Below are 26599 nucleotides of genomic sequence, written 5' to 3' on the forward strand. Positions count from 1 at the left end.
ACCAATGTCCCTCAAGCGCAACATCATCGCCAGCTACGCCACACAGGTATACGTGACGCTGGTGGGTGTCGTAATGTTTCCTCTCTATTTAAAATATATGGGGGCGGAGGCTTATGGATTGGTCGGGTTTTTTACTATGTTGCAGGCTTGGTTCAACCTGCTAGATTTGGGTCTTACACCCACCGTTGCTCGAGAAACCGCCCGGTTCAGAGGCGGTGCCACCGACGCATTGAGCTATCGCCGCCTGGTACGAGCGCTACAGATTATTTTTCTCACCATCGCTATATTGGGCGGCGGCACTATGTTTTTGTGTGCCAGCGTGATTGCCAGTCGCTGGCTAAACATACAAGCTCTGCCCCCGGCAGAAGTTCAATTGGCCCTACAACTCATGGCCGTGGGCGTGGCGCTGCGCTGGATGTCGGGCCTATATCGCGGTTGCATCTCAGGGTCGGAACGGTTGGTGTGGCTGGGCGGCTTTAACGCCGTTATTGCGACATTGCGGTTTGTGGGCGTGTTGCCTGTTTTGATATATATAGAGCCTTCACCCGCAATATTCTTCACCTATCAAGTGCTGGTGGCGGTGATCGAATTGGGAAGTTTAGCGGCGAAGGTCCATCATTTATCCCCGGCATTGCCGAAGGGGCAGAAGATTGGTTGGTCTAGGACCTCATTGTTCACGCCTATCAAGGCAGTGCTCAAGTTTTCGCTAACCATTGCCTTCAGTTCATCGGTCTGGGTTTTGATTACGCAAACCGACAAATTGGTGCTGTCAAAACTGCTACCGCTGGCCGACTATGGCTACTTCACTTTAGCGGTTCTAGCGGCGAGCGGCGTGATGATGGTTACTGGCCCCATCAGTACTCCTCTACTGCCCCGTTTGGCGCGACTCCAAGCTGAAGGCGACGAGGTCGGACTAACTAGGTTATACCGCAGTGCCACACAACTGGTAGCTGTCATAGCTATACCAGTCTGTTTAGTGCTCGCGGTCTTCGCGGAGCAATTGCTCTGGAGTTGGACCGGTAATAGTCATGTTGCGGTTCAAGCCGCGCCAGTGCTGCGGCTTTACGCCCTTGGTAACGGTTTTTTAGCAATGGTCGGGTTTCCCTATTATCTTCAGTTTGCCAAAGGCGATCTAACGTTGCACGTACGAGGCAACATTATCTTTGTCTTGGTATTAATTCCATCGCTAGTGTGGGCTACTTGGAAGTATGGTGCGCCTGGAGCGGGTTTCGCGTGGCTAGTGGCAAACGCTTTTTTCTTTTTTGCGTGGGTGCCTCTAGTACACAGACGATTCGTTAAAGGGTTGCATTTTAAATGGTTAATGCAGGATCTGTTTCCGATTTTAATTCCAGGGCTAATTGTGACATGTATCCTGTATGCCGCAACACCACCGCAGGGAAGCCGTTTGTACGTATTCATCCTATTGGTAATTTACGGAGCCGGCTTAGTGGCTGTATGTGCAACGGGGGTGCGCCCTGTACGCCGATTTTTATCAAAAAAAATGCCAAAATTGTCTCGCGAGATTAAGGTCTGGAAATGATCGGGGGGGCGCTGGTGTCGATTTGTGTCGTCACATACAACCACGAAAAATATATTCGCGAATGCCTTCAGAGTATCGTTGATCAGAAAACAAATTTCGATTTTGAAGTGATTGTTTCAGATGATTGTTCTTCGGATGGGACGCGTGAGATTATCGGAGAGTTCGCTAAAAAATATCGAGGTGTAGTAAAACCATATTTGCATGAAAAAAATATGGGCGCCTTCAAGAATTTTTTATTTGTGCATGGCGAAGCCAGGGGGAAGTACGTTTCGCATATTGATGGCGACGACTGCATGCTCCCCGCAAAATTGCAAAGCCAAGTTGATTGCTTAGAAAAAAATAGTAGTATTTCTTTTGCTGTCCATGCCGTAAAAGTCGTGGGTTCTGAAAAAATCTTAGGAAATGATGAAAAGTATCCGGCGATAGGATCTATATACGATTTGCTCAAGTTTGGAGCGTATTTTGTTAACAGCAGTGTTATGTATAGACGCGATCTTGAGTTTTCGCGCCCTGAGAACATAGAAGTTGTTGACTATTACCTGCACATTGAGCGCGCTAGCAAAGGCGATATTTACTTGGACCGCCGACCTCTGGGATGTTATAGGATTCATGGTCAAGGGATATCCAAGAGCGAAGCGTATAGAACGCGGATTGAAAAATGTTATGAGCACGCGTTTGATCGCGCCCTGTCGCTAGGGGTTTCACCGGTGGCTGTGGAGTCCGCTCGTTTAACAAGGCGAATGTCGTTTGCGATCTCGTCCTATTTGTCGGGGGATACTTCTGCTTATAAGGCGAAAATAAGGTTGCAGAAGGATGAGATGCGATTGGCCTCTTTAAAACATAAAGCACTTCACTGGACCGCAGATTTTCCATGGCTTCTTGGTATTTATGTAAAGCTTAGAAAGATGAAGTGATGATGCTAGGGAAGCTTGATAAATATTTAAAAATTTCGTTGCTTTCGGCATTAATATTTTTGCTCATTTATAACGTTTCTTTCAAGTCCATTGAGATTTTGACTACAGCGCGTTTCGCTGTTTTGGTTTTGTTTTTTTGGGCGCTGAAAGAGCGGGCGAATTTTGTGAGAATTGTTAAATCCAGGATATGGATTTTATTCTTGCCATTCCCGTATGTGATCATTCAGTACGTGCTCGTAGGGGATTTTGGCCAGTTGAGCCGGTTCATTCATTTGGCGCTATATTCTTTTTTGGGAGCTGGTTTGGTGGTTTGCGTTTGCGGTGATTTAAAAACACTGCTTATTGCTGTGTTGATTGCCATAGGTGTGCAGGCGATATTGATTTTTATATCGTTTTTTAGCTTTGATTATCGCGATTGGTTTGAAGCTGTTTCTGTATCTGGTTCAAATTATGATGCGACATATATCTATAGAGCGCCGGGATTTGCTGGGGCGGGTGGCGCGGCTTTGTCTTTGCTTCAATCGCTCGGAGTTTTTTTGGGATGGTTGTTATTGCGAGAGAATAAGGTGTACGAAAAAATCAAAGGAAGATCTTCTTATTTGGTTTTTTTTGTGATGATGTTGTCGGCCGCGTCATGCATCGTTGTTGGGAGGACTGGATTGTTGTTGTCAATTATTTTCTTGACAATCTTTGTGCTCGATTCGCCATTGCGCTTTCGCTTTCACTTTTTTCTGTTTGCCCTCGCCTTTGGAGGGGTTCTCCAGATATTTTTCTTCGATAAATTGATAGGTCTATTGGATGTTGGGTTTTCTTCCGATTACTTTAATGACTGGGCCTTTGGGTTTTTGACGGGTGATGATGGGACAATAAGCGCTCTTGGAGAACAGGAAATTCCGCCGTTGTCGATGGAGACGTTCCACGGCACCGGTTTAAATAGTGTTGTAGAAGGGGCCAATCCGAGCGGCCATGATTCTGGATTTGTTCAGGCTTACTATTCGATGGGATTGCCATTTTCCGTAATTTTTTTTGGGGCCTATCTCTACGTGTTAGCCATTTGTTTGAAATGGCTTCCATTATTTCTGAGATTGGTGCTAGTGGCTTTATTCTTTTCAATCGAGTTAAAGGAGCCGTTTGTTTTTAAGTACTCCTTGATGTTCTTGCTTGTCGCGCTGTATTTTGCGCATAACCGATTTGCCCCGGCTAACTCGTCGTCCCGGAGAAATAAATAGATGCGTATTATTTTGATGACGAGTTCGCTGGGCGCAGGGGGCGCTGAACGTGTGGCATCTACGTTATGCAATGAGTGGGTCAGACGGGGCCACGAAGTGACGTTGATTGCTACGTTTTCGGGAGGCGGGGCCGCCTTTTATCCCTTGTCGCCATTGGTTAGCGTGATATTCCTTGCGGATTTAGTACCGCTGCGCAGGAAGTCGCTCATATCATATTGGCGGCGGCTTCTGGCTTTGCGAAAAATCATTATTTTCAATTCGGCGGACGTTGTTGTTTCATTTCTACCCAACGTAAACGTTGCCGCAATAATCGCGACGGCTTTCACGGGCGTGCCTGTTGTTATATCTGAGCGTCGAGATCCTGCCAGCCAGCCAGCTTCACAGTTTTGGGAGTTTGCATGCGCCCGTTTGTATAGATTTTCAGATGCCGTTGTTGTGCAGACCGAAGGTGTGATGCGCGGCATAGGCGGTTTGTACCCATATCTAAAAAAGGTAGCGTGCATACCTAATCCGCTGCCGCAAAAATTGAAGCAATTTTGGCGCAGAGGAAATGGAACGCCTCGTCGGATATTGCTTAGTATTGGTCGGCTCGTCCCCGCAAAGCAGATTGAGCATAGCATTCGGGCTTTTGGTATGCTGGCCAAAAGTCATGAGGCTTGGGATCTACACATTTACGGTGACGGTCCTGCGCGCGCAGAATTGATTTCTTTAATCGCCGAGCTTAATCTGCAGGCGCGGGTTATTTTGATGGGCGAGACAACAGCTCCGTGGGATGTCATGGCCGAAGCTGACGCATTTGTTATGACGTCGCGACACGAAGGTTTCCCTAATGCGTTGCTTGAAGCTATGGGCGTTGGTTTGCCCTGTGTAGTCTACGATTGTCCTAGTGGGCCACGGGAAATTACTCGCGATGGAATTGACGCATTACTGGTGCCGCTAAATGATCAAACTGCTTTGATGCAGGAGATTCAGCGACTAATGGACGACGATGTTTTGCGAAAAATACTGGGCAATCACGCTAGAGCTTCGGTGCTCGCACGGTACGAATTAAGGGTGATTCTTGATCACTGGGATGCGGTGTTTGAACAAGTCGGGGTCTTGGTGTGAAGGTCACCCATGTAATTGTGGGTTTGGGGGTCGGTGGCGCCGAATTAATGCTGAAGCGTTTAATTGACTCTCATCGATCTAATCCACTTTGGCAGCACCAAGTTGTTACTCTCACTGGTCTGGGAGAAATCGGGAAGAAACTGCAGGCCGAAGGCGTCGCGGTTGAGGTCATGAATATGCGGTCGCCGCTGGATTTTCCAGCAACGTTGTGGCGTGTCATGCGGCTATTGCGGCAGCAACGACCCGACATTGTCCAAACTTGGATGTACCACGCCGATCTTTTGGGCGGATTGGCAGCCCGTCTGGCGGGTATTGGGAACGTCATCTGGGGCATTCGCACCACCGATGCTTCTGCGGGGGGCTCGCGTGCAACGGTCTGGGTACGTTGGCTTTGTGCCCGGCTATCTCGCTGGGTGCCCCATACCATTGTGTGCGCCGCTGAAGCTTCGTACCGAGCACATGTCGGACTGGGTTACCGTGCTGAACGCATGGTAGTGGTGCCCAACGGATTTGACCTGTCACTCCTTGAGACCACGCCGACGCAAGTGGCCGCTCTTCGGTCCGAGTGTGGTTTTACGGCGGATACGATTGTTGTGGGTACGTTGGGCCGCTTTAGCGCAGTCAAAGATCCGAGCAACTTTGTACGGGCTGCTGGAATACTGGCACCAAAATACCCGAATGTTAAATTTCTAATGGTCGGTCGCAACTTTGATACCAAAAATATCGAGTTAGTTAATTGGATCAAGGCCACGGGTAACGAAGATCGTTTTGTGCTTTTGGGGCAGCGTAGTGACGCAGCGGTTTGTTTGGCCGCCATGAATGTATTTTGCTTGTCTTCACGTACCGAAGGTTTTCCTAATGTCGTTGGGGAAGCTATGGCTATGCGCAAAGTATGCGTGGTTACTGATGTGGGTGACGCCGCCTACTTGCTTGGTGCGGATGGTGTAGTGGTGCCCAAGCAAGACTCTGTTGCCCTGGCCGGAGGAATGGAAAAGCTGGTCCAGCTTTCGTTTGCGGAGCGAGAATATCTTGGTGCGCAGATGCATTCCCGTATATCAGCCGAATTCACAATGGATCGCGCGCGGGAGCGGTTTGAGCGAGTATATGCCAACGTGCTTTCGAGCCGAATATCACGAAAATAATAGAATATAAAAATAGGAATAATAAGGATGTGTGGGATCTCGGGTTTTTTATCATTAAATTTATCCCTGTGGGGAGAGCCAGTTTTGCAGCGCATGACTAGTTCTATTGCGCGGCGCGGGCCCGATGATTCGGGATGTTGGTTGGACTTTGATGAGGGCGTTGCCCTGGGGCACCGGCGCTTGGCTATAGTCGATTTGTCGCCTGCCGGGCATCAACCCATGCAGTCAGGAGCCGGTCGATATGTGATTGCGTTTAATGGGGAGATTTATAATCATTTGGATTTGCGTGCCCAGTTGGATGAATCGTGTAATCGCGCGTCGCTTGTGCAGAAGAACACATGGAGCGGGCACTCGGATACAGAAACATTGTTAGCTGGATTTGACTTTTGGGGAATAGAGGGCACAATTAAAAAATGCAACGGCATGTTTGCCTTTGCGGTCTGGGATAAGGAAGATCGAGTTCTGACCCTTGGTCGAGATCGCCTTGGTGAAAAGCCGCTCTATTACGGCTGGCAGGGCCACGGGGATGGCGCCGCGTTTGTATTTGGATCTGAATTAAAGGCGCTCAAAGCGCATCCCGCTTTTACCGCTGAGGTAGATCGCGGTGCTTTAATGCTGTTGATGCGCCATGGCTATATTCCCGCTCCGTTTAGTATTTACCAAGGCATTTCCAAGCTTGAGCCTGGTTGCCTGATGGCGCTCTCATTAACAGAGCGCACACCTCACTTCACGAAATATTGGAGCGGCAAGGCAGCGGTAGCCCACGGTTTGGCCCATCCGTTTGTCGGCGAGCCGCTGCAGGCCGTTGAGAAGTTGGAGTCTTTACTAAAGGACTCTGTACGAAAACAGATGATGGCTGACGTGCCGATCGGCGCATTTTTGTCAGGCGGGATTGACTCGAGCGCCATCGTAGCGCTTATGCAGGCTGTTTCCAAAGAGCAGGGAGGCTCACCGGTCAAGACCTTTACCATCGGATTTAATGACGCTGGCTATAACGAGGCCGAGCATGCCAAACTAGTGGCACGTCATTTAGGCACAGATCATCACGAGCTGTATGTGTCGCCACAGCAGGCTCTAGATGTAATTCCAAAATTGCCTAGCTTGTATTGCGAGCCATTTGCCGATAGTTCGCAAATTCCAACATTTTTGGTAAGTCAAATGGCACGTGCGCATGTCACGGTATCTCTGAGTGGCGATGCGGGTGACGAGTTGTTTGGAGGTTATGGCCGTTATCCTTTTGCCGATAGAGTTTGGAGAAGGGTCGCGAAAGTGCCTTCGGGGTTGCGCAACATGACTGCAACGGCTCTGACGAGCTTTTCGCCATCAACATGGAATTGTTTGTTGACCCCCATACAAGGTTTATTGCCAGCAAGATTGGCTCGATTCAATATGGGGGACAAGCTGCACAAAGGGGCGAGCGTTTTGGGGGCGACCGGGCCGGGGGATTTGTACCGGGCGCTGGTGAGTTCATGGGCAGATCCGGCCTCCGTAGTAAAGGGTGGAGTTGAACCGCGTACCGTGCTGACGGATCCCGTTCGTGAGCCAGAGACGGATAACTTTGTACACCAGATGATGGCCCTGGATTTGTTGAGCTATTTACCCGACGACATTCTTTGCAAGGTAGACCGTGCGGGCATGGGGGTGAGCTTGGAAACCCGTGTGCCTATGCTGGATCACAGGGTTGTCGAATTCGCATGGAGCCTCCCGCTCGCATATAAGGTGCGCGACGGTGTGGGCAAGTGGCCGTTGCGCGAAATGTTGTTCCGCCACGTGCCACGCAGCCTGATAGAGCGGCCGAAAATGGGTTTCGGCATACCTCTTCATGACTGGTTGCGTGGTCCACTGCGTAGTTGGGCCGAAGAATTGCTGGATGAGCGCCGCCTGAAAGACCAAGGCTATTTTCACCCTGAACCCATTCGGCGAAAGTGGGCAGAGCATCTGAGTGGGCAACGCAACTTGGCCCATCAACTATGGCCGGTGTTAATGTTTCAAGCTTGGCTCGGGGCGCAATGACCTTTTTATTGATTGCGAGTCAGGCGGATTCGCTTGTGAATTTTCTCGGAACATTACTCGCTACCGTCCCGGCGTGGGGGACCGATACATGTACTCAGCGAAACTCGACTGCGTGGACCGCTGCAGCCCTCAGAAGAAGATCTACTCTGCGGGGCAGCCTTGGAACGTGACGGCTACTTCAATCCCGTGCCCATTCGCCAGAAAAGGATCGAGCATGTGATCGCGAAGCGCAATTGGCAGCAACAATTTTGGTGTGTGCTGTTCCGAGCATGGTTGCCGGAGCAGGAGTCAGTGACACCATGAAGCGATTGATGTTTGTCATATCGGAAGACTGGTACTTCGTTTCCCATCGTCTTCAGTTGGCATTGCACGCAAAGGCTGCAGGTTATCGCGTTGCGGTCTTGTGTCGCATCTCAAGCCACGCGGAACTGCTGGAGAAGTCGGGGATTGAGGTTTTCCCGTGGCTCCTGGAGCGGCGCTCCAAGAATCCGTTGACTGAATGGCGCGCGCTGAAAGAAGTGCGCGCCGCCATCAAGGCGTTTCAGCCTGACGTTCTGCACGCCGTGGCGCTCAAGCCCGTCCTGTACAGCGCAATGGCCGGCAAGGCCAAAAAATCGGGGGGCAGGGTGTTTGCGCTGGCAGGCCTTGGATATGTGTTCTCTTCGCAGAAGATGCTTGCACGGTGTTTGCGCCCGTTCATCGTCCAGGCGTTTCGCGCTGCATTTCGCAATCCCACCACCCGTTTGATTCTGCAGAACCCGGACGACGCACAGGTGTTGTCGAACGCGAAGATCATTGCGCCAGAAAAAATCCGGCTGATCCGTGGCGCCGGGGTGGATGTGAACGCTTTCCTCGCGACACCGGAGTCCGCCCAGCAGATGCTCGTTGTGCTTCCGGGGCGGATGTTGTGGGACAAGGGCGTGGCCGAATTTGTAGCGGCTGCGAGACTCCTGCAAAAACGCGGTATCCGCGCGCGATTCGCGTTGGTGGGCGGCCGTGACGACCACAACCCATCGTGTGTTCCGCTGCAGACCCTGAAAGCCTGGGAGGCGGAGGGCGTGGTGGAGTACTGGGGAAACCGCAATGACATGCCCTCGGTGCTGGCCAATGCGCACGTGGTGTGCCTGCCTTCTTATCGCGAAGGATTGCCCAAGGCGTTGCTCGAAGCTGCCAGTTGCTCAAGGCCGATCGTCACGTTCGATGTGCCAGGTTGTCGAGAGGTCGTCGTTGATGGCAAGAACGGGCTCCTGGTTCCGTTCGGCGATATCACGGCCTTGGCCAATGCACTCGAGACGCTCATGAGTGATCGCGCGATGCGCGAACAAATGGGCGCACAAGGGCGTCTCATGGTCGAACAAGAGTTCTCGCAGGAGCTTGTTGCAGCCAAAACCATGCAGGTGTGGGAAGAGGTGGTCGCGTGAGGGTTCTTGTCACCGGCGCTACCGGCTTCGTGGGCAGCGAGCTTATTCGGCGGTTGATGACCACCGGCTCGTCGAGCGTTTCGAGCGCAGGTGCGATGTCGATGGCTTCATTCGAAATCGTGGCCGGGGTCCGGCAGCAGAGTCGGCGTCTGCCGGCTTCGATTGAACAGCGCGCGGTGGGGGATTTGTCCAGCGGCACCGATTGGAGCGAAGCGCTGCGAGGGACCCACGCAGTCGTCCATTGCGCCGCCCGTGTGCATGTGATGCAGGACACCGCGGAAGACCCGCTGAGCGCATTCCGTTCGGTGAACGTGGAAGGCACCTTGAACTTGGCACGGCAGGCTGCCGCGGCGGGTGTCAGGCGCTTTGTCTTTGTCAGCTCAATCAAGGTGAACGGCGAAGCGACGGCGGTCGGAAGGCCTTTCCGGGTGGATGATGCGCCGGCGCCGCAGGATGCGTACGGAATCTCCAAGCACGAGGCCGAAGCAGGTTTGCGCCAGTTGGCTATCGACTCCGGAATGGAAGTGGCAATCGTTCGTCCGCCGCTGGTGTATGGGCGCGGCGTCGGGGCGAACTTCCGCGCCATGATGGGCGCGGTTGCGCGTCGCTTGCCCCTGCCGTTGGGCCGAATCGAGCACAACCGCCGCAGCATGGTGGCACTCGGCAATCTGGTCGATCTGCTGGTGACCTGCATATCTCACCCGGCTGCGGCAAACCGGATCTTTCTGGTTTCGGATGACGAAGACCTTTCGACTTCCCAGTTGCTGCGACGCCTCGGGCAGGCGATGGGACGACCGGCGCGGCTCTTGCCCGTGCCGGTTAGCTGGTTGGAGCTCGGTGCCGCCGTGCTAGGCCGTCGCAGTGTTGCGCAACGGCTCTGTGGCTCGCTACAAGTGGATATCTCGGACACAAAGCAACGGCTGGGATGGGCGCCGCCCCTCAGTGTCGAAGAGGGTTTGAAGAGGGCGGCGGAAGGGTACTTGAATGAAGCGTCTGTTTGATCTGGTTCTCGCGCTCTGCGCGGCCATGGTGTTGCTGCTGCCGGTGGTCGTGATTGCGCTGGCCGTGCGCCTCACTTCGCGCGGACCTGCTCTCTATTGGTCCGACCGCGTGGGCAGCAACAACCGCATCTTCAAGATGCCGAAGTTCCGCAGCATGAGGGTTGGCACGCCGGCGGTGGCTACGCACCTGCTATCCGACCCCGGGGTGTACCTGACGCCTATCGGCCCCTTTCTGCGCAAGAGCAGTCTGGATGAGTTGCCGCAGTTGTGGAGCATTCTGGTTGGGGACATGAGTTTTGTCGGGCCGCGCCCGGCGCTCTTCAATCAGGCAGATCTGATCGGGTTGCGTACCCAGCATGGTGTGCATCTCTTGGTGCCTGGCCTTACCGGTTGGGCTCAGGTCAACGGGCGTGACGAGTTGCCAATTCCAATCAAGGTTCAGTTTGACGTTGAATACCTTCAGCGTCAGTCTTTCTGGTTCGACGTTCGCATTCTCTGGCGCACCTTCGTCAAAGTGATGAACCGTGACGGTGTGACGCATTGAACGCAAATACACAAGGAATGGCGATGAAACGCTTGCTGATCATCGGCACGGGTGGCCATGGGCGTTCCGTCGCGGAGGCAGTGTTGCTGCGCCGGGACTACGCGTTAACGGCTTTCCTCGATGATGCTGCCGTGCCCTCGCAGCGGTTGTGGGACTGGCCTGTTTGGGGAACAACTGCCATATTGGGTACATGCCGAGGCCAAGTCGATGCAGTGGTTGTGGCCATTGGCAACAACGCGTCGCGCGAGGCCTTGCACCAGCGCGTTCAAGCTGAGGGGCTGGCTTTGGCAACGGTCATCCACCCTGCAGCCACTGTATCGCCCAGAGCCACCGTGGGCCAGGGGAGCGCCGTCATGGCCGGAGCTATCGTGGGCACAGGTGCCCAACTGGGTGAAGGTGTCATCGTGAACTGCGGGGCCGTGATCGATCACGACTGCACAGTGGAGCCATTCGCTCATCTGGGTGTGAATGCGGGAATGGCCGGTGGCAGCCTGCTGGGCCGCCGCGCGTGGATGCCGGTGGGAGCCGCTCTAGCTTATGGGGCAAGGGTGGCGTCAGATCGCACGTTGCACCCGGGCGAGGTAGTGCATGCCTGATCACGTAGCACGCAAAAAAGAAAAAATGACGAGGCGACAAGTTGGCTTGCTGTTCCGTCTCGCGTTTTGGAGCAGCGCCATCGCGATTCTTGTGCTTTCGCTCGTGCCGGTCAGTACCTCGCTACCTTCCACCGGATGGGACAAGACCAATCATTTGCTTGCCTACGCCGTGCTGGGCTTTTTGGGTCATTGTGCTTACCCGGGTCGCACGGTCGTCGTTCTCGCGGCGCTGTTGACTTATGGCGGATTCATCGAAGTGCTGCAGTCCTTCACGCCTGACCGGTTTGCCGAGTGGGGAGACTTGCTGGCCGACGGGATTGGACTCTTACTTGGCGAGTTGCTGGCTCGCTTGGCATGGCGTCGCCCGCCCGAGCGTGTTTGATGCCCGACTGTGCTCGCGCCTTGAAGCCGGTTCGTGAGAGTTGGCAACTAAAATGTTGCCGGAAGGGGAGCTTTCTAATTGTGATCAATAGTCTTGTGCGACCACCGGATGTCGCTGACCTGCTGGGCCGTCCCGCGTCATGAAGTCCGTTCTGGTCGTATGTATCGGCAACATCTGCCGCAGCCCGATGGGAGAGGCCTTGATCGCCGCTGCCTTGCCGCAGCTCGAGGTAGCTTCGGCCGGCGTTGGTGCGCTGGTGGGGCAGCCGGCTGATCCCATTGCGCGTCAACTCATGGCCGAGCGCGGGCTCGACATCGAGGCCCACCGCGCGCGCCAACTGACCAATCTGATGTGCCAGCAGGCCGATCTGATCCTTGTCATGGATGAAGAGCAGCGGCTGCTAATCAACCAGCGTCACCCGCTCACGCGCGGCAAATTGTTCCGTCTGGGTGAGGTTGCACGCGTCGACATCCCCGACCCCTATCGCTTGGGCCGACCGGCCTTCGAGCAAGCCCTGCAACTCATCGATGCCGGCGCCAGTGCGTGGGTCGAACGCATAAGAAAACTCTCATGACTTCCCTTGCTACCCCATCCCCCTCGTCGGTTGCCGTTGCCGGGCCTCTGCGCGACGACGATGACGATGCAATTCATCTGTCCGAATACCTGGACATCCTCATCGACCGTAAGTGGTTGGTGGCGGGCATCACGTTCGTCGCCGTCGCGCTGGGTGTCGCCTACACGGTGCTGTCAACGCCCATCTATCAGTCCAACCTGCTGGTTCAGGTCGAGGACTCCGCGCCCGATGCGAAGAGTTTTCTTGGCGATACAGGAAGCCTGTTCGACGTGAAGACGCCAGCCACTGGCGAAATCCAGATCATTCGGTCGCGAATGATCATGGGCGGGGCGGTGGAGGCAACACGCTTGTACATCGACGCACGGCCACGATATATCCCGGTGATCGGCAAGTGGCTCGCCCGCCGTTCCAAGGAGTTATCAGAGCCCGGTTTTCTGGGGGCGAGCGGTTACGTCTCGGGCACGGAGGCGATCAACATCGCGAAGTTCGACGTTCCCTCCGAGTTTGAAGATCAGGCGCCCTTCACCATTACCGCACAGGCCGATGGCCGGTACACGCTTGCTCACCCCGATTTGGTGGAGCCGCTGACCGGCACAGTCGGCAAGCTGCTGAGTCGGCAGGCGCCCGGTGGCACGATCGTGCTCATCGTCTCGCAGCTCGACGGCAAGCCCGGCGCGCAGTTCGTCGTCTCTCGCGCTTCTGTGCTTGCCACCACCGAGGATCTGCAAAAGCGGATCCAACTCAGTGAGCAGGGCAAGCAATCGAACGTGATCAGCGCGACCCTTGAGGACAGCGACCGCGATCGCTTGCGGCGCATCCTTGACGCAATCGGCGCGCAGTACGTGCATCAAAACATCGAACGCAAGGCAGCCGAGGCAGAGAAGACGCTCGAATTTCTCGACCGGCAGTTGCCCGAGTTCAAGAAGCAGCTCGAAGGCTCAGAAGATGCGTACGCGAACTTCCGGAACAAGAACGGAACCGTTGCCTTCGATGAGGAAGCCAAGGCAATCTTGAGCCAGGCGGTGCAGTTGGAGACCAAGAAGCTCGAGTCAGAGCAACTGCGACGCGAACTGCTCGCGCGCTTTACTGAAACGAATCCCAAGGTGCGCGTGGTCGACGGGCAAATCGCTGCCTTCCGCCATGAACTCGATGGCATCGACCGCCGTGTGAGCGCCATGCCTGTTCAGCAGCGAGACGCGCTGCGGCTGGAGCGAGACGTTCGCGTCAACGGCGAACTCTATAAATCGCTGCTCAACAGTTCGCTGCAGTTGCGCCTTGTCAAGGAAGGCAAGGTTGGCAACGTGCGCTTGCTCGACAAGGCTACCGAGCCCAAGAGGCCTGTGAAGCCACAGAAGCAGCTGGTTGTGGCGCTGTCGCTGGTGCTGGGTTTGTTGGCTGGCATCTCGCTGGCCATCCTGCGCAGCAAAATGGCCAACGGCATTCGGAATCCTCAAGAGATCGAAGATCGTCTCGGATTGAACGTCTATTCCGTTGTCCCCCTTGCCGTCGAACAGGAGAAGATCCTTCAGCGCATTGCCGGCGGTGCCGGCGGCGTGCAGGTCCTGGCCGTCACCGAGCCGGGAAGTGTCGCCATAGAGAGCTTGCGCAACCTGCGCATCTCCCTGCAGCTGACCATGATGGAATCCGGGAACAACCGGGTGCTCATCACTGGTGCGACGCCGGGCGTGGGCAAGAGCTTTGTTTCGGGCAACTTCGCAGTGATCATGGCGCAGGCCGGCAAACGCGTGCTGCTGATCGATGCCGACTTGCGCAAGGGGCACATCCAGAAAGCCTTCGGCCTTCCGCGGCAGGGCGGCCTGGCCGAGGTGCTGGTGGGAGACATGAGCACAGAGCAGGCGATCCATGCCCAGGTCGTACCTAACCTCGACGTTCTTACGACCGGTAACTACCCAGTTAACCCGGCGAACATGATGTTGTCGTCAAGGCTGGGCGACTTGCTGAATGCCATGTCTGCCCAGTACGACCTGGTGGTGATCGACAGTCCGCCGGTGCTGGTTGCGGCTGATGCCGCGGCAGTGGCTGCACATACCGGGGCCATCTTGCTGGTTGCTCGCGACGGCCTCACGCAACTTGGTGAGCTCAATGAGAGCGTCAAGCGCCTGGCGCACGCGGGGCAGCGAGTTAACGGCGTGGTCTTCAACGGCATGGACCTCTCGCGCAGGCACTACGGAAGCTACGGCTACAAGTACGGTGGCTACCGTTATACCGAGTACAAGTACAAGGAAGCGGCTTGAGTTTGCAGCTTGTACTGAGCATGGCTTCGGTTCGAAGAAAGGGAAATCTTCTTCAGTACCACGCCACCTGTCTCGACACAAAAAATACACAAACTCACATCTGACCGTGGCGGAATACCCAGAACAGGGGGTGTGCCCTGGTATTTCTTCACGGAAAATGAAGAAATGAAACAACGCTTCCGGCGGGTGGAACTCAGGTGATCAATCGTTTGGCTGCCCCGCTGCTTGCGCTGCCACGTCCTGCCAAACGCTTGCTGGCATTGGCCGTGGATGCGGCTTTGTGCTTGCTTTGCGTTTGGCTGGCGTTCAGTTTTAGGTATGAGCAATGGGTAACCCTGCGCGGGGTGCAATGGTCCGCGCCGGTCATGGCCGTGGTCTTGGCGCTGCCGCTTTTTGTGGTCTTCGGCTTGTACCGGGCGATCTTTCGCTATGCCGGCAGCGCTGCATTGATGGCGATCGTGCGGGCCTGCACTGTATTCGGCATCGGCTATGCACTGATGTTCTCCGTGGTCGGCGTGAAGGGTGTGCCGCGCACGGTGGGCATTCTGGCGCCGCTGTTGCTCTTCCTCGCGATTGCGGGTTGCCGCATGTTTGCTCGTTATTGGCTGGGCGGCCTGTACATGAGCGCACTTCATCGCAAGGCCCTGCCGCAAGTGGTGATCTACGGTGCTGGCGGCGCCGGCCTGCAGCTGGCCGCGGCATTGGCGCAAAGCCGCGAAATGATGCTTTGTGCTTTTGTGGACGATGCGGCCCACCTTCAGGGCAACACGCTCAACGGCGTGCGAATTCACTCGGTTGAATGGTTGGAGCAGAACGCCGCCAAGCAGGGCATTACCGATGTGTTGCTGGCCATGCCGTCGGCCAGCCATTTGCGTCGCGTTGAAATTTTGAATCGGCTCTTGCCGCTGCGTTTGCATGTGCGAACGTTGCCGGCCATGGCCGATCTGGTTAACGGCAGGGTGCAATTCAATGACCTGCTCGAGGTGGATATCGAAGACCTGCTGGGCCGCGATCCGGTGGCACCGGTGGCCGACTTGCTGCACAAGCACATTCGCAGCCAGGTGGTTCTGGTTACCGGGGCTGGTGGCTCCATCGGCAGCGAACTTTGCCGGCAGATCGTCCAACTTTCGCCATCGATCCTGCTGCTCGTGGACTTGAGCGAATACGCGCTCTATGCCGTTCACCAGGAGCTCGAGGAGCTTGCGCCTGAAGTGCGCGTCATCCCGCTCCTGGCCTCGGTGTGCGATGCCCGCCGGCTGCGCGAGATCATGCATGCGTGGCGCCCTGACACGGTCTATCACGCGGCCGCTTACAAGCACGTGCCCCTCGTCGAACACAACCCGATCGAAGGAGTGCGCAACAACGCGATCGGCACGCTCACCGCGGCGCAAGTGGCAATGGAGTGCAAGGTCCGGCGCTTCGTGCTGGTCAGCACGGACAAGGCTGTTCGGCCGACCAACATCATGGGGGCCAGCAAGCGGTTGGCCGAAATGGCGTTGCAAGGGTTGGCGCAGCAGAGTACCGAAACCTGTTTCTCGATGGTCCGTTTCGGCAACGTGCTCGGTTCCAGTGGTTCGGTGGTGCCGTTGTTCAGGCGCCAGATTGAAGCGGGTGGGCCAATCACGCTCACGCATGCCGACATCACGCGTTATTTCATGACGATTCCCGAGGCCGCCCAGCTGGTGATCCAGGCAGGCGCAATGGCTTGGGGTGGCGACGTGTTCGTGCTCGACATGGGTAACCCGGTGCGCATCATCGATCTGGCGCGTCGGCTGGTGGAGCTCTCGGGGCGCACCGTGCGCGACGAGGCAACACCCGAAGGCGACATAGAACTGCACATCACCGGCTTGCGCCCCGGCGAGAAGCTGTACGAAGAGCTGTTGATCGGCAACAACGCCATGCCCACGGTGCATCCGCGCGTGATGAAGGCGCACGAAAATTGCCCACCGTGGGAAGAGCTTTGGCGCCAATTCGATGTGCTGAAGGCAACGCTTGAAAGCAGCGATGTTCCAGCCTTGAAGGCTGCGCTGAAGCAAATGCTGGCTGGCTATCAGCCGCACGTGGAAGTGGTCGACTGGGTGCATCTGGAGCGGCATCGGGTGCGAGATGCGATTTCGCCACTGGTGGCAAAGGAGCGTGTCGTTAGCGGCGGGAACTCAGCGTCACCGATCGTGGTAGCGGTTTGAATTGAATTTTCTGGAAGAGGCGCGCCGCCATGCAACGTCGTGAGCTTCTCAAGACGCTCGCCGTCGCCCCGCTGAGTGTGGGCGCTATTGAAGGTTTGACTCCGGAGAGGTTTGGTGCAATCGGGGACGGAGTTACTGACGACACGGCTGCTCTGCAGAGGGCCGTCAACGAGTCCATAGGCAAGCGGTTGGTGCTTTCGCGGGTCTATCGTCTGACGGCGGTTGGTATCACTATTCCCTCGAATTCGCACATCATCTTCGAAAACAATGCGCGGCTTGAATTGCTTGCGCATTCGGCGAAGGCATATCAGATTCTGCGACTGCACGATGTTGGAAACGTCTTAATCGAGAATGCGCGTATCGACGGGCGGCGAGACCTCAATAAGGCTGGTGGTGGCGAGTGGGGGATGGGAATCTCCATTTGCGGAACCACGGGACAAGTGAAAATCATCAATCCAATCACTATCAACTGCTGGGGCGATGGCATTTACATCGGAAGTACCAAAGCTCAAGATTATTGCGAAGATATCTACATCCGCAATCATCACGCCGACAATAACCGCCGTCAGGGCATGTCGGTTATCTCAGTCAGGCGATTGGTGGTTGACGATCCCGTATGGAAAAACACAAATGGAACTGCTCCGCAGGCTGGCCTCGATATAGAGCCGAATTTCAAGACGGATCGCCTTGATTTCGTAAGAATCAATAATCCAAAAACAATTAACTGCGCAGGCGATGGGATTGCGATTTCTCTGAACGCGCTGGCGGGAGCAAGTGAAAGAACCGTCGATATTCGAATCTCAAATCATGAGGACGATGGATCTACCACAGCCATCGAGTGTGCTTACTATGATCCTAGCACCGGGGACCTTTCTGGTTTAATTGAGATTCTCTCCCCCCTTTCAAAGCGCGCCAAATCTAACGGTATGGCCTTTCGAGAATGGGGTTTGGGTGGTTTGCGCATCAAAGTCCTGAGCCCCACCGTCATCGACAACAACACGTCGGCGTCCAAGTCGGCCGCCACCAGCGCTCCCTTCTTAATTTCCAGGGCATTGGGGTCGCGAAATACCTATTTGATGGGCGGTATTTTGATTGAGAATCCGATGATTCAAACGCCAAATACCGCCATCGTCAATTCGATCGTCATCAATGATTTCACCGCCCGTGCCACGGCTATCCAGGACGTGACTATTCGGAAGATGGGGCGGATGCCGCCCGGTGCGCCGATGTTTATGCCAAATGCGGTTGTGCATCTCGAGCAATAACGACGGCCGCACTTCAGCTGCGTTTGCGATGCGCCGAGTAGAGGCCGAAATCAGCAAGAGCAGCATCCGCAAAGGATGCCGCCCAACATTTGCTATTGCTGCGCCGGCCCGAAATCCAGAATGTTGTCCCCCGCCTTGGGCTTGTTGTCGTCCGGCGGCGAGAAGCTGAACGCCCTCGGGTCCCGCGAGGTCGTCATTTCGTAGAGCGGGTTGATTCGTCCCAGCTTTGCGCCACCGTCCCGCACCAGGGGAGCCCAGGTGAAGTTTGCGGAGAACTTGCTGGACCGCGGCAGCAGCGCGTCGAATGGCAGCGAAATGTAGATGCCCTTGTCGAAGCTGCCTTCGCCGAACCGCGCCGCCGACACATTGGTCTTGGTGGCATAGGCGCCGATCGTCACGCCGTTGTCGAAGCGGCGGCTGATGTCGATGGACACGCCGCGATCGCCGGCCAGGTACTGGCCCACGCTGACCCTGGCTTGCACGCCGTTCCAGCCGGTGTCCCAGTACAGGGTGGCATGGCCGGTGTTGACCTTGTAGTCGCGCAGGCCGAAGTCCTGCGCAAAGTCGCGCTGCCGCACATGGTTGATGTCGACACCCAGGGCAAACTTGCTGCGCCACGGCCGGTACAGCCATTCGGCGCCGACGCCCGCGAACATGGGTTCGAGCGCACCGCCATACACGCTGTAGTACTGGTCTTCGTTCAACCGGCCCACGTGGGTCAGCTGAAGCACCGGCATGGTCAAGCGCTTCGACGTGACGTACTCGCGCTGGAAGGTTCGCACGCGCGGCAGGTTGCTGGGCGCGGTGTAGGTGAACTTGTCGAAGTTGTCCACCAGTCGCCAGTTCAGCGCGGCATTCACCCAGGTGCTCCGCGTAAAGCGGTACTCGGCCGTTGCCTGGACACCGAGCTGGTAGAGCACGAAAGCATCGGGCCCGCCCAGGATCTGCGAGAAGCTGGGCGTCAACCCGAAGAAGAATTTCTGGGGACGATGCTCCCAGGCAGCCATCGCGGGTTCGGCGGGCTGCGAGGTGCTCGTTGCTCCGGTTGTGGCCGCGTTCTTCGACGGAAACTCGAGGAGCCGGTCTTCGCTGTTGTCCTGCGGCGGTGCGTACTCGCGTTGGCTGACGGCCCGTTTCTCGGCGGGCGTTTGCGCCTGGTAGTGCGCCGTCACCCATTCGGCCCTGTCGACGACCTGTGCGTGCATGGCCAGGCCGCGTTCGTTGTAGTGCAGGATGAACGTCTTTGCCGATGCCGGTGCATCGCGATGCAGCACGGCAATGATTTGCTGCACGCGCGCTTCGCGATAGACGGTGTTGCTCTCGGTGATCCAGACGTGCAGGCCGCTGCCTTGCGGCGCGATGCGCTGGACCGTCCATTCGGTACGGGACTCGATCTCGGCAGCCGTGGATGCCCACCCGGGCGGATTCGCGGGTGCTTCTGGTGTAAAGCGTGGCTGGGGCGGATCGGCGACCTTGCTGGATCGCATCGATGCGACGTTGGTCGACAAGGTGATGCCAACCATCACCTTGTTGCCGCGCTCGAAGCCGGCACTGAAGGCCACGTTCGGCGAGTAGCGGTACTCGAGGCCGATGTTGAAGGGGGAGCGTTGCCGCTGGTTGTTGTTCTGCGGCTCGTGCTGGTAGTCGTTGCCTTCGTACTCGAGCTTGACGGTCAGCGGCTCCCAGGGGGTGCGCCACACCACGCCGCCGAACAGGGCCGCAGGGCCGCGGAAGTAGGAGCCGAAGTTCGCCTCGCCCCCCGTTGACGATGAACGACCGGGGCGCGTTCTGAATCGGCTGCTCAGCGCGATCAGCGGGTTGCGGATGTTGCCGCTGCTGCCCAGGTATCCCCAGCCGATGCCAAGGCTGAAATCCAGGTCGCCGTGGCGCTTGTTGGCAACCAGGTATTCGGAAGAAAACAGGCCTGTACCACCAAGGTCTCGAAAGCCCAGTGCGAGTTCTGGCACATAGGCGGACTCGCTCAGGAGCCGCACCTTCAGGTCGATGCTCTTGTCCTTGTTGCTCTGGCCGGTTGTGCTGGCTTCGTAGGCGCGATTGCTGATGGACGTGTAGCGAAAGCCGGCCTCCAGCCAGTCCAGCGGCTGGAACATCACGTTGAGCCGCGAATACGGGTGCACGTTGGTCAGGGAGGTCCGGAAGTCGCCGGCCTGGCCCATTCGGGCTGTGGGCGTCTGCAGCAAGCCGGTTTCGCCCCAGTCGTTGCCGCTGGCGCGGTAGGGCTGGTATTGCGGAACGGGTTGCGGGCGCACGGATGCCGTGGTTGAAGGGGCTGCCGCAGCCTGCGGATCCATCCGCGCGGGCGATGCCGCCGCGAGGCTGTCATTGCCTTGTGGCGCAGGTCCCTGCGTTGCCAGGAACTTGATGATTCCCTCGGATGCGGCGACCAGGTCGGCCATGTCGCGCGGCGCGGCCCAGATCCACGCGCCCGGGGCCGGCTCATCGGAGGGTTGGCTGTTCCATGGCGCAACGCCCACGCGAGCGGTGCGGCCGTCGGGCTGGGCAACCCATGCCCAATCGTAGGAGCCCACGGGTTCGCATGCCGTGACGTAGTCCCATGCGGACCGGCCGGCTTCGTGCGCCACGTGGCAAAGCTCGCCGTTCGGTCGGACGACGGCAACGGTCTTCAGGTCGGCCGGCGGCGCGACGAGTTGCTGGCCGGCGCTCAGGACTGGGTCTTCTTCCGGATGGGCCTGCAGCCATCGCGGGTCGACCACGCCGAGCGCCACCCGGCCGGTGACTGGCATTTGCTGCAGCCAGGTGATCAGCTTCAGCCGCTCGACCTGATCGGCCCGCGCCGCGAGCCGGTTCGCTGCTTCGATGCGAACCAGCAAGGTGTTCTTGAGGAATTGCTGCGCGAGTCGCTCCTGCGGGACCCGCCATGCAAGGCCGGGCGCAGCGGCACCCTCGGGTTGGCGCAGCAACCAGGTGCTCAGGCGTTCGCCGGGGCGCACGTCGGCATCGCTGGCCGGCGCGTTGGCTGCGGTCTTGTCCCAAGTCTGTGCCAGCGCGCTGAAATTCGCCGCCAACGCGCAGGCGACCGCCACGTGACGGGGCCAGTGGTGTTTGCTGCGCGTGCGAATCGGGGCTCTCATGTCCCGGCGCCCGCCGGAGAGCCGGCTGCTGGCGCGGGAGGTGTCCACCGCTCGAAGCTCATGCAGAAGTCGTTGGAAATGCATTGCTCCGAGTACACGACTTGAGGCGTACCTGAAAGAAGCGAGACGGCAAAGCGCGCGTTCGGCAGCGAAGAATTTGCGGGCAACGACACGCTGCGCTCTTCATACCATTGCAAGGAGTTGGCGGCAGTCCCGGAGAGGGCGCTGTCGCCGGGCGGTGCGATCGGTGTACGAACGACTTCATCGCGAATGCCGAAGCGATAGCCCGGCATGAGATCCCGCTCGCGCCTGTACCGCTGCTCTTGCGAAGCAGAAGTGCCCGAGTCGGCTTGCCATGAAGGAAGTGAAGAGAAGCGCACGGTGCGCCAGTCGATGCTGAGGCCGGTGGTTCCTGCCAAGTGGCCGTTCAGGAGCTTGACGACCTCGCCGGAGCTGCTGTACCAGACTTCCACCGACCCTTCGGCGCGCCTGTCGACATAGCCGAGGACCATGAAAATGGTTCGGCCGTCAATGACGGTTTTCAGGTAGCGGTAGTTGGGATTGAAGTTGGGTTGCGCCGATTCGGGTGCTCCTCGATAGAGGAGGCGAGCCGTATCCAGCATGGCAGAAGATCCGGAGGAGCAACCGCCAACGCCCAAACAAAACGTTGCCCAAAGGCAACGTTTCAAGAATCGCGTGGCGGAACCTACGCGCGGACTTTTCAGCGAATGCCCTCCCGAGGGGAGGGCACGCAGCATTAACGCGTGCCGGTGGTACCAGTGGTGCCGGTGCCTGTCGTGCCGCCAGGGCCAATGCCGAAGCCGCCGCCAGAATTGCCACCGTTGCTGCTGCCCAGGGCGGCAGCGAGCGCCACGCCGGCGGCAACGCCACCCACCACTTGGGGGCTGACTCGTCCGACTGCGGCATTGGTGGCGCCACCAGCGCCGGCCGCGCCCTGGATAATCTGTGCTCTATCGCTCGCACCGGGGGTTTGAGCAAAAGCAGAAGAAGTTGCCAGAACGGCCAAGGCCATGGCCGTTGAGAGCTTGAAAATCGTCATGCTGATCCCTTGAAATTCGGTGTTTATCGCAAAGAGGTTAACAGCATCATAAATGTGCCGCAACAAATTCCCCCGCCTGCTACAGCGGGGGACGGACGCAGTCGTGACTTTCGCCCGGGCGTGTTTCGCGGTGCTACGTAACGCATTCGATGCGCCGGACGTAACGGCGATGGCGCGACAAGCAGGCCGCTGCCGGTCGCCGCTTGAAATTCACATTGGCAGCATCGCATTCCTCAATGAAATCAAGGCATTCGACGTGGCGGAGGTATTTGCAACTCAAAGTGCTCTGCGTAGGCATTGTTCCTGCAGTGTCTGAAACGAAAGTGAGCATTTCTAGTTCGGAGTTGTCGCCATGAGTGTTGCTTGTCATCCGTTGTCTTCACAGTCGATGCTGGAGCTCGAAGCGCCCAGGAATTCCTACGGCGGCACTTTTCGCAGTGCCTTGATCGTTGAGGAAGACATCGCCATGGCCGAGCGCATGCGGCGCATCCTGGGCGGACTTGCGCCAGGTCGGCGCGTGGTGGTCGCGTCCACTCAGGCGGAAGCCCGCAACCTGCTGGCAGCCTTGCCCTATGACCTGATGCTGGTCGACATGAATCTGCCGGCCCGCGACGGGGTGTCGTTGATTCAACATGCCCGCCAGTCCTATCCCTGGATCGAGAGTGTCGCCATGTCGGCGGCCGACGACCGCGAACTGGTGGATGCCGCCATTGCCGCGGGAGCCGTGGGCTACTTGCTGACGGAGGCAGACGACGCCGAACTGGCCTTTCAGCTGCGCTCGATCGAACGTGGCGGTGCACCGATGGACTCGCGCGTCGCACGCCGTCTCCTGGGCACGATCGCGGCATCGGCCAGGACGAAGGGCATTGCTCCATTCGCGGCCATTTCGCCTCCGCAACCGCGGCCCCGGCCGCAGCCGGCGTCCGGTTTGTTGTCGCCGCGCGAACTCAACGTGCTGCGGTTGATCGCGCAAGGGTGGAGCAACCGGCAGATCGCAGAGTCGGTCTTCCTGTCGGTCAATACGGTCGAGTTTCATGCCAAGAGCATCTACCGCAAGCTCTCGGTGAAATCCCGGACCCAGGCGGTTCACGAGGCGACGCAGCACGGCCTTCTGAACTGAGGCCGGTGCGCTCGTGCCGCCTGCTTGCGGGCGGCGGCCGGTCCACGCCATGGCGCGCAATGCCTGGTCGCGCGCCTGTGCGCCGCTTCCGCGGGTTGGGGCCCGTTGAAAATCCATCCGGCGCCCCGCTACAATCCTTGGTTGACCTTGCTACGGTTAAGGTTGGCCCTGCTCCAGCGAAGAAGACAAGAGGATCCCCATGAGTGACATGACCTCCGGCTCGCCCCGGATCGACACAAGCAAGCGGACGTGGTTGATCGCATCCAGCTGTGCCGGCGTAGCGGGCGGCGTGGCCACCGCCATTCCCTTTGTGAGCACTTTCCAGCCTTCCGAGAAGGCCAAGGCTGCGGGTGCTGCGGTCGAGGTCGATATCTCGACACTCAAGGTCGGCGAGAAAATGACCGTCGAATGGCGGGGCAAGCCGGTCTGGATCCTCAAGCGCACCCCCGCGCAGGTCGCGGAACTCCCCAAGCTGGATGGCCAGCTGGCCGATCCCCTCTCCAAGCGCCACCCCGACGAATTCACCCCCAAGTACGCGCAGAACGAGCACCGCTCGATCAAGCCCGAAGTGCTGGTCGTGGTCGGCATCTGCACCCACCTGGGCTGCTCGCCGAGCGACCGCTTCCAGGCCGGCCCGCAGCCCTCGCTGCCCGCCGACTGGGAAGGCGGCTTCCTCTGCCCTTGCCACGGTTCCACGTTCGACCTGGCCGGCCGGGTCTTCAAGAACAAGCCTGCGCCCGACAACCTGCCGGTGCCGCCGCACATGTACCTGTCGGACACCAAGCTCCTGATCGGTGAAGACTCCAAGAAGGCCTGAGGCGGAACAAGAACATGGCTGAATTCCACGAGATTTCCCCCAACGCACCCGCCGGCGAGAAGCTGCTGAACTGGGTCGACAACCGCTTCCCCCTCACCAAGCTCTGGAACGACCAGTGGGGCAAGTACTACGCGCCGAAGAACTTCAACTTCTGGTACATCTTCGGCTCGCTGGCGATGCTGGTCCTGGTGATCCAGATCGTCACCGGCATTTTTCTCGTCATGCACTACAAGCCTGACGCGAACCAGGCGTTCGCATCGGTCGAGTACATCATGCGCGACGTGCCGTGGGGCTGGCTCATCCGCTACATCCACTCGACAGGCGCCTCGGCGTTCTTCATCGTGGTGTACCTGCACATGTTCCGCGGCCTCATGTACGGCAGCTACCGCAAGCCGCGCGAGCTGATCTGGGTGTTCGGCTGCGCGATCTTCCTGTGCCTGATGGCCGAGGCGTTCATGGGCTACCTGCTGCCCTGGGGCCAGATGTCCTATTGGGGCGCCCAGGTGATCGTGAACCTGTTCGCCGCCATCCCCTTCGTCGGCCCAGACCTGGCCCTGCTGATCCGCGGCGACTACGTGGTGAGCGACGCCACGCTGAACCGCTTCTTCAGCTTCCACGTGATCGCCGTGCCGCTGGTGCTGCTCGGCCTGGTGGTGGCCCACCTGATCGCGCTGCACGAAGTGGGTTCGAACAACCCCGACGGCATCGAGATCAAGGCCAACCGCGGCCCCGATGGCCATCCGCTGGACGGCATTCCGTCGCATCCGTACTACACGGTGCACGACATCTTCGGCGTGGTGGTGTTCCTCACGATCTTCTCGGCGGTGATCTTCTTCGCCCCTGAAGCCGGCGGGTACTTCCTCGAGTACAACAACTTCATTCCGGCCGATTCGCTGAAGACGCCGAACCACATTGCCCCGGTCTGGTACTTCACGCCGTTCTATTCGATGCTGCGCGCGACCACCGACGACATGGTCAACGTGTTCGCGCTGATCATCGCTGCAGCCGCCATCTGGAACTTCGTCAAGGGCAAGTCAGGCATGGGCCTGAAGATCGCCGGCGTCGTCGTTGCGGCTGTCGTGATCTTCCTGCTCAAGAATTTCGACGCCAAGTTCTGGGGCGTGGTGATCATGGGCGGCTCGGTCATCATCCTGTTCTTCCTGCCCTGGCTCGACCACAGCGAAGTCAAGTCGATCCGCTACCGTCCGGGCTGGCACAAGTATGTGTACGGCCTGTTCGTCTTCTTCTTCCTGATCCTGGGCTACCTGGGCATCCAGCCGCCCGGCGTCTGGGGTGAGCTGGCCATCGGCTCGTTCAAGCTGGACATCGCGCAGACCATCTCGCAGATCGGCACGCTCGTGTACTTCGGCTTCTTCCTGCTGATGCCGTGGTGGAGCAGCAAGGGCGAGTTCAAGACCGTGCCCCAGCGCGTGGTCTTCGCCGCCCATTGAGAACCACAAGCGCCAAGAGAGCTGAGAGAAACACGATGAAGAAGAAAAGCATTTCCGGCTGGCTCGCGGTCCTGGGTCTTGCACTGGGCCTGACCTTCTCCGCGGCGGCATCGGCCGAGTCCGAGGGCATTGCGTGGGACAAGGCACCCAACAAGACGACCGATGTGGCCGCCTTGCAGAACGGCGCCAAGCTGTTCGTCAACTACTGCCTGAACTGCCACTCGGCTGCCTTCATGCGCTACAACCGCTTGCAGGACCTCGGCATCACCGAGCAGCAGATCAAGGACAACCTCCTGTTCTCGACCGACAAGGTCGGCGAGACCATGAAGGCGAACATCGATGCCCGCCAGGCCAAGGAATGGTTCGGCACCACGCCCCCTGACCTGACCCTGGTCGCCCGCTCGCGCGCCGGCCACGGCGGCACCGGTGCCGACTACCTCTATACGTACCTTCGCACCTATTACCGCGACGACACCAAGGCCACCGGCTGGAACAACCTCGTGTTCCCGAGCGTCGCCATGCCGAACCCCCTGTGGGAACTGCAGGGCGAGCGCCGACCGGTCTACACCAAGATCGAACAGCACGGCCATGAGGCCGAAGTGTTCAAGGGCTGGGAGCAAGTCACTCCCGGCACCCTGACGCCCGTGCAGTACGACCATGCGGTCGGCGACCTGGTGAGTTACCTGCAATGGATGGCCGAACCGGCACAGAACACCCGCATCCGCATCGGCGTGTGGGTGCTGCTGTTCCTGGCCATGTCGGTGGTTTTCGTGTGGCGACTGAACGCCTCGTACTGGAAAGACGTCAAGTAGTTCCGTCCACGCCGACCGGGCGCCTCGTGCATCCGGTCCCACAGAGTGGGTTGCCAA

At 57.9% G+C, this 26599-nt stretch carries 22 protein-coding genes; 19 read left to right on the plus strand and 3 right to left on the minus strand.

Annotated elements, in window-relative coordinates; translation table 11 throughout:
• The first annotated feature begins 4 nt into the window (after nucleotides 1-4).
• The 15 genes from ACEN9N_RS01600 to ACEN9N_RS01670 all read left to right on the plus strand — a co-directional run bounded on the left by ACEN9N_RS01600 (nucleotide 5) and on the right by ACEN9N_RS01670 (nucleotide 18169).
• Nucleotides 5-1540, plus strand: a complete 1536-nt coding sequence (locus ACEN9N_RS01600; RefSeq protein ID WP_495655222.1) for an oligosaccharide flippase family protein — start codon at nucleotides 5-7, stop codon at nucleotides 1538-1540.
• Entirely contained in the window at nucleotides 1537-2454 is a 918-nt protein-coding gene (locus tag ACEN9N_RS01605) for a glycosyltransferase (protein WP_495655223.1), read from the plus strand. The genes ACEN9N_RS01600 and ACEN9N_RS01605 overlap by 4 nt, the downstream gene beginning before the upstream one ends.
• The gene (locus tag ACEN9N_RS01610; protein ID WP_495655224.1) at nucleotides 2454-3683 is read left to right on the plus strand and encodes a hypothetical protein; all 1230 of its coding nucleotides are present in this window, start codon (nucleotides 2454-2456) and stop codon (nucleotides 3681-3683) included. Before ACEN9N_RS01605 ends, ACEN9N_RS01610 begins: the two co-directional genes overlap by 1 nt.
• Nucleotides 3684-4790, plus strand: coding sequence for a glycosyltransferase family 4 protein (locus ACEN9N_RS01615; RefSeq protein ID WP_495655225.1), 1107 nt, complete (start codon nucleotides 3684-3686; stop codon nucleotides 4788-4790). It abuts the gene before it with no gap.
• Entirely contained in the window at nucleotides 4787-5932 is a 1146-nt protein-coding gene (locus tag ACEN9N_RS01620) for a glycosyltransferase family 4 protein (RefSeq protein WP_495655226.1), read from the plus strand. The genes ACEN9N_RS01615 and ACEN9N_RS01620 overlap by 4 nt, the downstream gene beginning before the upstream one ends.
• Nucleotides 5933-5959: 27 nt before the next feature.
• The gene (gene asnB / locus ACEN9N_RS01625; protein WP_495655227.1) at nucleotides 5960-7945 is read left to right on the plus strand and encodes an asparagine synthase (glutamine-hydrolyzing); all 1986 of its coding nucleotides are present in this window, start codon (nucleotides 5960-5962) and stop codon (nucleotides 7943-7945) included.
• A gap of 299 nt (nucleotides 7946-8244) precedes the next feature.
• Nucleotides 8245-9366 (plus strand): glycosyltransferase family 4 protein, encoded by a 1122-nt coding sequence (locus ACEN9N_RS01630; protein WP_495655228.1) that lies wholly within the window; start codon nucleotides 8245-8247, stop codon nucleotides 9364-9366.
• Nucleotides 9363-10367 (plus strand): UDP-glucose 4-epimerase family protein, encoded by a 1005-nt coding sequence (locus ACEN9N_RS01635; RefSeq protein ID WP_495655229.1) that lies wholly within the window; start codon nucleotides 9363-9365, stop codon nucleotides 10365-10367. The genes ACEN9N_RS01630 and ACEN9N_RS01635 overlap by 4 nt, the downstream gene beginning before the upstream one ends.
• Nucleotides 10351-10911 (plus strand): sugar transferase, encoded by a 561-nt coding sequence (locus ACEN9N_RS01640; protein WP_007835336.1) that lies wholly within the window; start codon nucleotides 10351-10353, stop codon nucleotides 10909-10911. Before ACEN9N_RS01635 ends, ACEN9N_RS01640 begins: the two co-directional genes overlap by 17 nt.
• A 23-nt stretch (nucleotides 10912-10934) precedes the next feature.
• Nucleotides 10935-11507 (plus strand): acetyltransferase, encoded by a 573-nt coding sequence (locus tag ACEN9N_RS01645; RefSeq protein WP_007835338.1) that lies wholly within the window; start codon nucleotides 10935-10937, stop codon nucleotides 11505-11507.
• Entirely contained in the window at nucleotides 11500-11889 is a 390-nt protein-coding gene (locus ACEN9N_RS01650) for a VanZ family protein (protein WP_007835340.1), read from the plus strand. The genes ACEN9N_RS01645 and ACEN9N_RS01650 overlap by 8 nt, the downstream gene beginning before the upstream one ends.
• A gap of 139 nt (nucleotides 11890-12028) precedes the next feature.
• Nucleotides 12029-12463, plus strand: a complete 435-nt coding sequence (locus ACEN9N_RS01655) for a low molecular weight protein-tyrosine-phosphatase (RefSeq protein ID WP_495655230.1) — start codon at nucleotides 12029-12031, stop codon at nucleotides 12461-12463.
• Nucleotides 12460-14718 (plus strand): polysaccharide biosynthesis tyrosine autokinase, encoded by a 2259-nt coding sequence (locus ACEN9N_RS01660; RefSeq protein ID WP_495655231.1) that lies wholly within the window; start codon nucleotides 12460-12462, stop codon nucleotides 14716-14718. The genes ACEN9N_RS01655 and ACEN9N_RS01660 overlap by 4 nt, the downstream gene beginning before the upstream one ends.
• A 197-nt stretch (nucleotides 14719-14915) precedes the next feature.
• Nucleotides 14916-16904: a polysaccharide biosynthesis protein gene (locus ACEN9N_RS01665; protein WP_495655232.1), complete on the plus strand. Its 1989-nt coding sequence runs from the start codon at nucleotides 14916-14918 to the stop codon at nucleotides 16902-16904.
• A gap of 29 nt (nucleotides 16905-16933) precedes the next feature.
• Complete coding sequence (locus tag ACEN9N_RS01670) at nucleotides 16934-18169, plus strand: glycoside hydrolase family protein (RefSeq protein ID WP_495655233.1); 1236 nt, start codon at nucleotides 16934-16936, stop codon at nucleotides 18167-18169.
• Nucleotides 18170-18261: 92 nt separating this feature from the next.
• Here ACEN9N_RS01670 and ACEN9N_RS01675 read toward each other — a convergent pair whose 3' ends face one another.
• The 3 genes from ACEN9N_RS01675 to ACEN9N_RS01685 all read right to left on the minus strand — a co-directional run bounded on the left by ACEN9N_RS01675 (nucleotide 18262) and on the right by ACEN9N_RS01685 (nucleotide 22342).
• Nucleotides 18262-21282, minus strand: a complete 3021-nt coding sequence (locus ACEN9N_RS01675) for a YjbH domain-containing protein (protein ID WP_495655234.1) — start codon at nucleotides 21280-21282, stop codon at nucleotides 18262-18264.
• Complete coding sequence (locus tag ACEN9N_RS01680; RefSeq protein ID WP_495655235.1) at nucleotides 21279-21905, minus strand: YjbF family lipoprotein; 627 nt, start codon at nucleotides 21903-21905, stop codon at nucleotides 21279-21281. Before ACEN9N_RS01680 ends, ACEN9N_RS01675 begins: the two co-directional genes overlap by 4 nt.
• A 134-nt stretch (nucleotides 21906-22039) precedes the next feature.
• A complete protein-coding gene (locus tag ACEN9N_RS01685; RefSeq protein ID WP_007835353.1) occupies nucleotides 22040-22342 on the minus strand; it encodes a hypothetical protein in 303 nt (100 codons plus the stop codon).
• 352 nt (nucleotides 22343-22694) lie between these two features.
• On the opposite strand from ACEN9N_RS01685, the gene ACEN9N_RS01690 reads away from it, so the two are divergent.
• From ACEN9N_RS01690 to ACEN9N_RS01705, 4 genes are all read left to right on the plus strand, one after another.
• A complete protein-coding gene (locus ACEN9N_RS01690) occupies nucleotides 22695-23462 on the plus strand; it encodes a LuxR C-terminal-related transcriptional regulator (protein WP_495655236.1) in 768 nt (255 codons plus the stop codon).
• A 199-nt stretch (nucleotides 23463-23661) separates the two neighbouring features.
• Nucleotides 23662-24279, plus strand: a complete 618-nt coding sequence (gene petA / locus ACEN9N_RS01695) for a ubiquinol-cytochrome c reductase iron-sulfur subunit (RefSeq protein ID WP_007835356.1) — start codon at nucleotides 23662-23664, stop codon at nucleotides 24277-24279.
• 14 nt (nucleotides 24280-24293) lie between these two features.
• Nucleotides 24294-25730: a cytochrome b gene (locus ACEN9N_RS01700; RefSeq protein WP_007835358.1), complete on the plus strand. Its 1437-nt coding sequence runs from the start codon at nucleotides 24294-24296 to the stop codon at nucleotides 25728-25730.
• Between the two features lie 35 nt (nucleotides 25731-25765).
• The gene (locus tag ACEN9N_RS01705; protein ID WP_007835359.1) at nucleotides 25766-26542 is read left to right on the plus strand and encodes a cytochrome c1; all 777 of its coding nucleotides are present in this window, start codon (nucleotides 25766-25768) and stop codon (nucleotides 26540-26542) included.
• The last annotated feature ends 57 nt before the right edge of the window (nucleotides 26543-26599 follow it).

The sequence above is a fragment of the Variovorax sp. Varisp46 genome (assembly GCF_059491885.1).